Consider the following 247-nt stretch of genomic DNA (forward strand, 5'->3'; position numbering starts at 1 on the left):
AAACTCCACGACGAACTCGCTCGCGGCGACCAGCGCGTCGCGGCGCTCGTCCATCGGCGTCGCGCCGGCGTGGTCGGCCTCGCCGACGATGTCGGCCGCGCAGGTCGTGATGCCGGTGATGGCGTCGCTCCCGGTCAGGACGGTGCGGCCGCGTCCCGCCGGCGCGTCGATGTCGCCGAAGCGGGCGTTCGCTTCGATGTCCTCGCGGAGTCGTTGCTGGGAGGCCTGCATGCTCGGCTCAACTCAC

General features: G+C 72.1%; 1 pseudogene. It reads right to left on the reverse strand.

Features of this window, described 5'->3' with window-relative positions:
• Window positions 1-231, reverse strand: a pseudogene (locus FY251_RS24955) (hypothetical protein); the annotation flags it as partial.
• Window positions 232-247 lie beyond the last annotated feature (16 nt).

It is taken from the genome of Haloferax sp. KTX1 (genome assembly GCF_902410085.1).
Classification (GTDB): domain Archaea; phylum Halobacteriota; class Halobacteria; order Halobacteriales; family Haloferacaceae; genus Haloferax; species Haloferax massiliensis.